Origin of the sequence: Sphaerotilus sulfidivorans (genome assembly GCF_013426975.1) — a bacterium.
In the GTDB taxonomy this organism is placed as follows: Bacteria; Pseudomonadota; Gammaproteobacteria; order Burkholderiales; family Burkholderiaceae_C; genus Sphaerotilus; species Sphaerotilus sulfidivorans.
Map to the genome: position 1 here is coordinate 1 of NZ_JACCPY010000064.1, position 8634 is coordinate 8634.

At 70.5% G+C, this 8634-nt stretch carries 10 protein-coding genes and 1 pseudogene; 1 reads left to right on the top strand and 10 read right to left on the bottom strand.

Annotation, left to right across the window (positions count from 1 at the left end; translation table 11 throughout):
* Nucleotides 1-128: pseudogene (locus HZU84_RS21170) on the top strand (AMP-binding protein); the annotation flags it as partial.
* Here HZU84_RS21170 and HZU84_RS19655 read toward each other — a convergent pair.
* The 10 genes from HZU84_RS19655 to napG form a co-directional block, all read right to left on the bottom strand.
* Nucleotides 79-780 (bottom strand): hypothetical protein, encoded by a 702-nt coding sequence (locus HZU84_RS19655; RefSeq protein WP_180693103.1) that lies wholly within the window; start codon nucleotides 778-780, stop codon nucleotides 79-81. The pseudogene HZU84_RS21170 and the gene HZU84_RS19655 sit on opposite strands and share 50 nt — an antisense overlap.
* Before the next feature lies 1 nt (nucleotide 781).
* Nucleotides 782-1711, bottom strand: a complete 930-nt coding sequence (locus HZU84_RS19660) for a 4Fe-4S binding protein (RefSeq protein WP_149505536.1) — start codon at nucleotides 1709-1711, stop codon at nucleotides 782-784.
* 106 nt (nucleotides 1712-1817) lie between these two features.
* The gene (locus HZU84_RS19665) at nucleotides 1818-2639 is read right to left on the bottom strand and encodes a CbbQ/NirQ/NorQ/GpvN family protein (protein WP_149505535.1); all 822 of its coding nucleotides are present in this window, start codon (nucleotides 2637-2639) and stop codon (nucleotides 1818-1820) included.
* 10 nt (nucleotides 2640-2649) lie between these two features.
* Complete coding sequence (locus HZU84_RS19670; RefSeq protein WP_149505534.1) at nucleotides 2650-4080, bottom strand: cbb3-type cytochrome c oxidase subunit I; 1431 nt, start codon at nucleotides 4078-4080, stop codon at nucleotides 2650-2652.
* A gap of 15 nt (nucleotides 4081-4095) precedes the next feature.
* On the bottom strand, nucleotides 4096-4533 hold the full coding sequence (locus tag HZU84_RS19675) for a c-type cytochrome (protein WP_149505533.1): 438 nt from the start codon (nucleotides 4531-4533) through the stop codon (nucleotides 4096-4098).
* 119 nt (nucleotides 4534-4652) lie between these two features.
* A complete protein-coding gene (locus HZU84_RS19680; RefSeq protein ID WP_149505532.1) occupies nucleotides 4653-5801 on the bottom strand; it encodes an NnrS family protein in 1149 nt (382 codons plus the stop codon).
* The gene (locus HZU84_RS19685; protein ID WP_149505531.1) at nucleotides 5801-6478 is read right to left on the bottom strand and encodes a NapC/NirT family cytochrome c; all 678 of its coding nucleotides are present in this window, start codon (nucleotides 6476-6478) and stop codon (nucleotides 5801-5803) included. Before HZU84_RS19685 ends, HZU84_RS19680 begins: the two co-directional genes overlap by 1 nt.
* Nucleotides 6479-6499: 21 nt before the next feature.
* Nucleotides 6500-6997: a nitrate reductase cytochrome c-type subunit gene (locus HZU84_RS19690; RefSeq protein ID WP_149505530.1), complete on the bottom strand. Its 498-nt coding sequence runs from the start codon at nucleotides 6995-6997 to the stop codon at nucleotides 6500-6502.
* Nucleotides 6994-7905 carry a quinol dehydrogenase ferredoxin subunit NapH gene (gene napH / locus HZU84_RS19695; protein WP_149505529.1) on the bottom strand — a complete coding sequence of 304 codons (912 nt, stop codon included), beginning with the start codon at nucleotides 7903-7905 and terminating at the stop codon, nucleotides 6994-6996. The genes HZU84_RS19690 and napH overlap by 4 nt, the downstream gene beginning before the upstream one ends.
* Nucleotides 7902-8634, bottom strand: a 733-nt coding sequence (gene napG / locus HZU84_RS19700) for a ferredoxin-type protein NapG (protein WP_180693104.1), incomplete at its 5' end; no start/stop codon positions are given. The genes napH and napG, both read right to left, overlap by 4 nt.

An 8634-nucleotide genomic window follows, 5' to 3' on the forward strand; every position in this document is an offset into this window, starting at 1 on the left:
GGTGAGCTTTCTCGGCGCGATGCACGCCGGCATCGTGCCGGTGGCGGTCAACACGCTGCTGACCGCCGACGACTACGCCTACATGCTCGAGCACTCGCGGGCGCAGGCGGTGCTGGTGTCGGGCGCGGGCTGCGTCTCGATCCACAGCCAGACCGGCGCGACCTCGTCCAGGCGCACCGGCGCGTCGTCCCGGGCGGGGCCGAGCGGCGTGGCGGCGGCCGCGCCGTCGAGCATCGAGCGCAGCGCGGCCGCCACCGCACGCTCGGCCCGGGCGGCGCGGCCGTTCAGGCGCTCGCCCGGCGGCCGCGCGGCCAGCTGCGCCGCCAGCAGGCGCTGCAGCCGCGGCTGCAGGCCGGGAAACCGCACCAGCGCCCGGCGGCTCGCGCGCAGGTTGTCCTCGATCCAGTCGCCGGTGGTCGGCGTCTCCTGCAGCGCGGCGGCCAGCGCGGCCAGCCACAGATAGAGCGCGCGGTTGAGCGAGCGCTCGGCCAGCACCGCCAGCCGCGGCGGCAGCGACAGCACCTCGGGCTCCAGGCGCGGGCGCCGCACCTGCGTGCCGGTGCCGGCCAGGCGCTGCAGCCAGTCGCGCGGGCCGCCCTGGGCGCGCACGCCGGCCTCGGCCAGCCGCACTGCCGCCGCGCCGCCGCCGGCGCGGAACATCAGCTCGATGGCACGGCGCATCTCGCTCAGATCGACCGCGGCGGCCTCGTGGTGACCGGCCTCGCTGCCGGCGGCGCGGGTGATGAAGCGGTGCCACTGGCGCCCGACCCATTCCTCCATGTCAGATCTCCTTGTCAGTGCGGCGCTGGCGCAGCGTCTCGCGCACCGCGTCGACGCCGATGCGCCACTCCAGCAGCGGCCCCTGGGGCTGCCCGGCCTGCGAGGTCGCGCAGGCGTCCAGGCAGCGTCCGCACTGCACGCACGAGAACATCATCCGCTTGATGTCGCGCGGATGCAGGCGCATCGGGCAGCTGCGGTCGCAGGCGCTGCCCGAGGGCGAGGCCGGCGTGCGGCAGTCGCGGCAGTCGCGCGCGCGGTCGCGGTCGAACGCGACCACCATGCCCTTCGGATTGGCCATCCACACCAGGCTCTGGAACAGCCCGACCGCGCAGCCGAAGCGGCAGAACAGGTGGCGCGCGAAGGCGAACTCGGCCGAGAACACCAGCGTGCCGATGCCGATGAAGCGGGCCTGGCCGGGCGTCAGCGTGCCGTCGAGCAGGCCGCGCCACAGCTCGGCCGGCAGCAGCAGGTAGCTCAGCAGCGTGATCGCCCACAGGAAGCCCGACATCACGCAGGCCAGCGCGAACACCGGCCACCAGCGCCGCTGCGCCGGACGGTCTGCGCGCGGCGTCGGGTGGCGGTCCCACAGGCTGAAGCGCGCGCAGGCGCGGTGCAGCAGGTCGTTGATCAGCTCGACCAGCGAGAAGTGCGGGCACAGCCAGCCGCAGTAGAGCCGGCCACGTCGCCAGGCCACCGCGAGGAACAGCGCCACCAGCACGAGCGCCGGCAGGAAGGCGCGGCCCAGGATGGACAGCGCGGCGGCGGTGGCGTCGATGCGCCCGGCCATGAAGTCGTCGATCCCGAGCGACCAGCGCCGGCCGAGGAACCACAGCTGCGTCTCGTGCAGGTCGAAGCGCAGCCAGTCCAGGGCCGGCGCGACCAGGAAGAGCACGAAGAACGCGGATTGAAAGAGACGGCGGCGGCGCTGCATGAAAGGGATGGATGGTTGAATCCTGGAGCAACCGGGCATGCAGCGCGGACAGTCCTCGCGGAACAGGCCGCCGTCCGGAAAACGGGCATCGGCGTCGATGCGACGCTCAGCGGGCGGCGCCGGCCGGGGCCAGCACCGCGTCGACCAGCTCGGCCAGCGCGGCCACCGTCTCGGCGTCGTCGCTGAGCGCCTCGACGATGGCGGCGCGGCAGGCCGCCGCCGGGTCGAGCCCGGCGGCGATCAGCCGTCCGGCCATCACCAGCAGCCGGGTGCTGGCGGTCTCCTCGAGATCGTGGTCGGTGAGGCGGCGCAGCGCGCCGGCCAGGCTGACCAGCGAGCGCGCCTCGGCCGGCGACACGCCGCTCTCGGCCGCGACGATCGCCTCCTCCAGCGCCGGCGCCGGGTAGCCGAAGCTCATCGCGACGAAGCGCTGGCGGGTGCTGGGCTTCAGGCTCTTGAGCAGGTTCTGGTAGCCGGGGTTGTAGGAGACGACCAGCATGAACTCCGGCGGCGCCAGCAGCTGCTCGCCGGTGCGCTCGATCGACAGCAGGCGGCGGTCGTCGGCCAGCGGATGCAGCACCACGGTGGTGTCCTTGCGCGCCTCGACCACCTCGTCGAGGTAGAGGATCGCGCCGGTGCGCATCGCGCGGGTCAGCGGACCGTCGCACCAGACGGTGTCGCCGCCGGCGATCAGGTGGCGGCCGACCAGATCGGCCGCGCTCAGGTCGTCGTGGCAGCTCACCGTCACCAGTGGGCGGCCCAGGCGCGCGGCCATGTGCTCGACGAAGCGGGTCTTGCCGCAGCCGGTCGGCCCCTTGATCAGGACCGGCAGGCGCTGGCGCCAGGCCTGCTCGAACAGGGTGCATTCGCGGCCCTGCTCGGCGTAGTGCGGGATCGCGGCGATCTGCCGTGCGCTGGCGTGTTCCATGATGTCGCTCTCAGGCGCGGGCCGCGGTGGCACCGGTCTCGCCGGCGTTCACCGGATCGCGCTCGTCACCGGTGACGAAGAAGCTCGCCAGGTAGGTGACCAGGCCGCCGAGGAAGCCCACGCCGCCCACCAGACGGATCCAGTAGAAGAAGCGCAGCTGGTCCTGGGTCGACATGAAGCTCATCGCGCCCTCGGTGGGCAGGCGCTGCAGCCAGACCTGCAGGATGCCCGCGCCGGTCAGGGCCAGCACCATCACGCCCATGCTGATCGTCATGATCCAGAAGCTCCACATCTCGCAGGTCTGCGCGGCACGCGGGGCGGCCAGGCGACCGCGCAGCAGCGGCATCGCGTAGCTGATCATCGAGATGACCACCAGCACGTAGGCGCCGTAGAAGGCCAGGTGGCCGTGCGCGGCGGTGACCTGGGTGCCGTGCGTGTAGTAGTTGACCGGGCTGAGCGTGTGGATGAAGCCCCACAGGCCGGCGCCCAGGAAGCCCATCACCGAGGTGCCCACCGCCCACAGCACGGCGGCCTGGTTCGGGTGTTCACGGCGACGGCGCTGCACCATGTTGAAGGCGAAGACCGTCATCATGAAGAAGGGAATCGGCTCGAGCGCGCTGAAGATGCTGCCGACCCACTGCCAGTAGCCGGGCAGGCCGATGAAGTAGAAGTGGTGGCCGGTGCCCAGGATGCCGGTCATCAGCGCGAAGGCGATGATCACGTACAGCCACTTGTCGATGACCTCGCGGTCGACGCCGGTGGTGCGGATCAGCACGTAGGCCAGCAGCGCGCCCAGGATCAGCTCCCACACGCCTTCGACCCACAGGTGCACGACGAACCACCAGTACATCTTGTCGCGCACCAGGTTGTGCGGGTTGACGAAGCTGAACAGGAACATCAGCGCCAGGCCCCACAGGCCCATCAGCAGCACCAGGCTGATGCTGGTCTTGCGGCCCTTGAGCACCGTCATGCTGATGTTGAACAGGAAGCCCAGCGCCACGACGACGATGCCCAGCTTGGTGGGCAGCGGCTGCTCGAGGAACTCGCGGCCCATGGTCTGCAGCAGGTCGTTGCCGGTCAGCTCGGCCAGGCGCGCGTAGGGCACGGTCAGGTAGCCGACGATGGTCAGCGCGCCGGCGACCAGGAAGATCCAGAACAGCGCGATGGCCAGCTTCGGGCTGTGCAGCTCGGTCTCGGCCTCCTCGGGCACGAGGTAGTAGGCCGCGCCCATGAAGCCGAACAGCAGCCAGACGATCAGCAGATTGGTGTGCACCATCCGCGCCACGTTGAACGGGATGTACGGAAACAGGAAGTCGCCGACCAGATACTGCAGCCCCAGCCCGAGGCCGAAGAGGATCTGCGCGGTGAACAGCCCGAGCGCCGCGATGAAGTAGAGCTTCGCGACGGACTGGGACTTGTACTTGAGGACAGGCGTGTTCATGGCGGGTATCTCCTCTCACCCTTCGATGTTGGGTGGCCACTTCTCGGTGTTGATCTGGCTGGTCCACTTCAGGAACTCCACCAGGTCGTCGAGCTGCTGGTCGGTCAGGTTGAACTGCGGCATCTGGCGCCGGCCCGGCGTGTGGGTCGGCTGGGCCTTCATCCAGACCTTGATGAACTCGCCGCCGCGGCGCGGGTAGACATTGCCGAGCTCTGGCGCGAAGTACGCGCCTTCGCCCAGCAGCGTGTGGCAGCCGATGCAGTTGCGCGTCTCCCAGATCTTCTTGCCGGCCACCACCTGCGGCGTGATCGCCTGTGCGTTGGAGCGCTCGGGAATCCGCTGCTCGGTGTCGAAGACGATCACCGCGAACAGCAGCGCGAAGAACATCGAGCCGCCGTAGAACATGTTGCGGGCGGTCTGCTGTGTGAAACCACCCGGGGATTTCTGGCTCATGCGCACCTCCTCCAGCAAGGGCTTGAACGGTGCGCATATCCTCGTGTTTCAGTCGGGAATCGTCCTTGAACCGGTTCAAGGAAATGGCGGCAGGGGGCCGAGGGCTGAGGCTGATGGCCTCAGCCCGGCTTGCCGTCGGCGCGCGGGCGCATCAGCCACGGTCCGTAATGCACGGCATAGAGCGCGAAGGCCAGCGACCAGGGCAGGGCCGAGGCCTGCACCGCCGCCAGCAGCGATTCCGGCGCCAGCAGCGGCGGGATCACGCGCAGCAGCGCCGCCAGCAGTGCAAGCAGGTAGATCGCGACGTCGATGCGGTCGGCCTTCAGCGGCCGGCCGGTGTGGCCGCGTGCGGTGCGTGTCATCATCGCCAGCGTCAGCAGGCCGATCGCGCCGGCTGTCAGCGCATGCGTGGCCACCGAGGGCGCGACCCAGCCGAAAGCGGCCAGCGCGCGCAGCAGCAGATGCAGCGGAATCCAGGCGCAGGCAATATGCAGCACCGCCACCAGCGGCACGCGCAGCGTGCGTGCCGGTTGCCACAGCACCAGACGGGCCGCATGCGCGATCGCTGCGGCCAACGCGATCGCACCGACCAGCTCCGGCGGCCAGGGCAGCGGGTTGACGATCGCCAACACGAGCAGCAGGCCCAGCGCCACGCGCTCGAGCTGCGGCAGCTGGCGTGGCTGCGTGCCGGGCACGCCGTTGCGCGTGAACATCGGCACCACCCGGCCGGCCATCACCGCGATGATGAAGAGCACCACGTCGAGTGCGAGCTGCAGGGCCTGGCGCGCCAGCGCGGCGTCGTGCAGGGCCAGCACCCGCATCGAGGCGCCGGCGCTACCCAGCAGCACCAGCAGGCCGACGAAGAAAAAGTTGCGCCGGTTGCCGCCCCGGTGCAGCGCCCGGCCCAGGCCGGCGGCGGCCGCCAGCGCAAACGTCAGGTCGGCGGCCGCACCAGCCAACGGCCACGGGCTGAAGGCCAGCCCCCGGCCGAGCAGCCACAGCCCAGCCAGTGTCGCCAGCGCGCCACCCGAAGGCGTGGGCTGGCCGCTCCAGTTGCGTCCGGCGGTGAACAGGAAGCCGACGATCACCGCCATCGCGAAGCCCGAGACCATCTCGCCGGCATGCCACAGGCTGCCCGGCAGCGGCGAGGCCAGGCCGGTCTGTCCGCCGAAGACCAGAACCCACAGCGGCAGCACCAGCGCTGCCTGCACGGCCGCCAGCAGGTAGAAGGGCCGGAAGCCCAGCGCCCACAGCGCCGTGGGGTTCATCAGCGGGCCTCGTCAGTGGCGGGTGCAGGCTTCTGGTTCGGGTTGACGACGCCGGGGCTGCTCGGGTCGGCCGCGTGCTCCTTGGGCGCACCGATGTGCTGCTCGACCGGCGGCAGCGTGTGCGCGATGCCCTTGTGGCAGTCGATGCAGGTCTTGCCCTCGGTAAATGCGGCCTGGTGCGCGGCGGCCGAGCGGGTGTTCTGCTCGGCATAGTCCATCGCGTTGAAGTGGTGGCAGTTGCGGCACTCGCGGCTGTCGGTGCGCTTCATGCGGTCCCACTCGTGCTGGGCCAGCTCGGCGCGCTTGGCGTTGAACTTCTCCGGCGTGTCGATCGTGCCCAGGATCTTGTGCAGCACCTCGTTGCTCGCCTGGATCTTGCGGATCATCTTGTGCCCCCATTCCTTGGGCACATGGCAGTCCGGGCAGGTGGCGCGCACGCCGGTGCGGTTCTGGTAGTGGATGGTGTTGCGGTACTCGGCGTACACGTTGTCCTTCATCTCGTGGCAGGAGATGCAGAATTCCTCGCGGTTGGTGTATTCCATCGCGGTGTTGAAGCCGCCCCAGAACAGGATGCCGGTGACGAAGGCAGCCGCCAGCACCAGGAAGCTGCGGCTGCGTACCCGCGCCCAGGTGCGGGCGAACAGGCCGGGTCGGGAGTCGTGCTCGTTCGGAGTCATGTCAAGGTCCTCTCGGCCGCGTCACTGCAGGCCACGGGCACGCTGGAAGGTGTTGCCAACCAGCGGCTTGGCATCGGTCTGCGGCACATGGCACTGGGTGCAGAAGTAGCGGCGTGGGCTGATGTTGTCGAGCTCCTGGCCGTCGCGGTTGCGGAAGTGGGTGACGCTCACCTTCGTCGCACCGCTGTCCTTCGACTTCTGGAATGAATGGCAGTCCATGCACTTGTTGTAGTTCTTGGTGATCTGGTAGCTGGAGATGGTGTGCGGGATCAGCGGGGGTTGCTGCACGAAGTCGCGGTCGCTGGGGGCGTGGTCGCGCTCCTGGCGGATGGGCGTGGGCGCGTTGTCCTGATCCAGCGGCGTGCCGCCGCGCAGGCCCTGCATCTTGACCGGTGCGCTGCCCGAGGCCTGCGGCTCGGCGGCCAGGCCATGCTGCTGTGCACCGACCAGGATCAGTCCGGCGGCCAGGGCGACCCGGGCGAGATCCTGCAGGAGATGGCGGAAGGAGCGGGAGTTCATGGTGTCGGCCTCTCTTGCCTGTCGAGCTTGTTGAAACGGTGGGAAAAGGTGAAGACATCCGGCGCGCAGACGTCGATGCAGCGGCCGCAGTGGGTGCAGGCCTCGTCCAGGATGAGCGGGCCGGCGCCGCCCTTGCCCTTGAGCGCGATCGGGATGATCTGCGGCTCCGGGCAGACGGCGTAGCACTCGGCGCAGTCGTTGCAGCGGTCGCGGTGACGGGCGCTGACGCGCACCACGCTGACGCGGCCGATCAGCGACCAGGCCGCACCGGCCGGGCAGACATGGCCGCACCAGCCGCGCGGCGCCACCAGCAGGTCGAACAGGAAGACCGCCAGCGCCGCGCCCCAGACCGCGCTGCCGCCGAAGATCAGCGCGCGCTGCGTCAGCGACACCGGGTTGACGTTCTCCCAGACCAGCCGCCCGGTCAGCGCCGAGGCCACGAGCACCGCCACCAGCAGCCAGTGGCGCAGCCGCGGGTTGGGCGCGCGCCCGCCGCTCAGATCCAGCCGGCGGCGCAGCCAGCCCGCGCCGTCGGTGATCAGGTTGACCGGGCAGACCCAGGCACAGAAGGCCCGTCCGCCCGCCAGCGCGTAGAAGACGATGACGATCGCCGCGCCGATCAGCGCCGACAGCGCGGGCGCGTGCCCGGCCGCCAGCGACTGCGCCAGCACGAAGGGATCGGTCAGCGGCAGCACGCCCAGCGTGACGCTGGCGCTCAGGTTGCCCTTGACGATCCAGACGCCGGCCAGCGGCCCGAGCAGGAAGAGCGCGAGCACGCCGGCCTGCGACAGCCGGCGCAGCAGCAGCCAGCGGTGGGCGCGCCAGAAGCCCTTGAGCTCGCGGGCCTCGGCGCCGATGCGCTTCTTCGGCCCGGGCGGGGTGGCCACAGGCGTCGGGGTCGGGCTCATCGCGAGGCTCCTTCGGGGCGTGCATAGGCCTCCTGGCCGGAGCGCAGCGGCGCCAGGTCGCCCGGCACCGGCGTGGCCGGCAGGTTCTGCACCGGCTGGTCGAAGCGGGGCCGGCCCCCCTGGCTGTCGGGCGACCAGCCCTTGCGGTAGTGGTGGCCGAGTTCGCCGCGGGCCAGATCGACCGGCAGCACCTTGATCGCCGGCTGCTCGAGCACGCAGCTCTTCTCGCACTTGCCGCAGCCGGTGCAGGCCTCGGCGTGCACGGTGGGCAGCAGCATCGCGTGGCGGTCGCTGCGCGGGTTGCTGACCTTCTCCAGTGTGATCGCCTCGTCGATGACCGGGCAGACCCGGTAGCAGACATCGCAGCGCAGGCCGAGAAAGTTCAGGCAGTTCTCCTGGTCGATCAGCACTGCCAGGCCCATGCGGGCCTTCGTGATCTCGTGCAGCGCCGGATCGAGCGCGCCGGTCGGGCAGGCTTTCACGCAGGGCAGGCCCTCGCACATCTCGCAGGGAATGTCGCGCGCGACGAAGTAGGGCGTGCCGGGCACGACCTGCGCGTCCAGGCCGTGCCCGCCGCCGGCCAGGCGCAGGTTCTGCGGCGGGCAGTCGCGCACGCACAGCCCGCAGCGGATGCACGCGCCCAGGAAGTCGTGCTCGGCCAGCGTGCCGGCACCGGCCAGCATCAGCAGGGAGCGTGAGAACAAACGGTTCGTGGAGCGGTTCGATGTC

What these genes read in the sequence shown, in the direction of transcription:
- HZU84_RS19665 (WP_149505535.1), bottom strand. Translation starts at nt 2,639, where the DNA reads ATGGAACACGCCAGCGCACGGCAGATCGCCGCGATCCCGCACTACGCC.
- HZU84_RS19660 (WP_149505536.1), bottom strand. Translation starts at nt 1,711, where the DNA reads ATGCAGCGCCGCCGCCGTCTCTTTCAATCCGCGTTCTTCGTGCTCTTC.
- HZU84_RS19680 (WP_149505532.1), bottom strand. Translation starts at nt 5,801, where the DNA reads ATGAACCCCACGGCGCTGTGGGCGCTGGGCTTCCGGCCCTTCTACCTG.
- HZU84_RS19655 (WP_180693103.1), bottom strand. Translation starts at nt 780, where the DNA reads ATGGAGGAATGGGTCGGGCGCCAGTGGCACCGCTTCATCACCCGCGCC.
- HZU84_RS19690 (WP_149505530.1), bottom strand. Translation starts at nt 6,997, where the DNA reads ATGAACTCCCGCTCCTTCCGCCATCTCCTGCAGGATCTCGCCCGGGTC.
- HZU84_RS19675 (WP_149505533.1), bottom strand. Translation starts at nt 4,533, where the DNA reads ATGAGCCAGAAATCCCCGGGTGGTTTCACACAGCAGACCGCCCGCAAC.
- HZU84_RS19670 (WP_149505534.1), bottom strand. Translation starts at nt 4,080, where the DNA reads ATGAACACGCCTGTCCTCAAGTACAAGTCCCAGTCCGTCGCGAAGCTC.
- napH (WP_149505529.1), bottom strand. Translation starts at nt 7,905, where the DNA reads ATGAGCCCGACCCCGACGCCTGTGGCCACCCCGCCCGGGCCGAAGAAG.
- HZU84_RS19685 (WP_149505531.1), bottom strand. Translation starts at nt 6,478, where the DNA reads ATGACTCCGAACGAGCACGACTCCCGACCCGGCCTGTTCGCCCGCACC.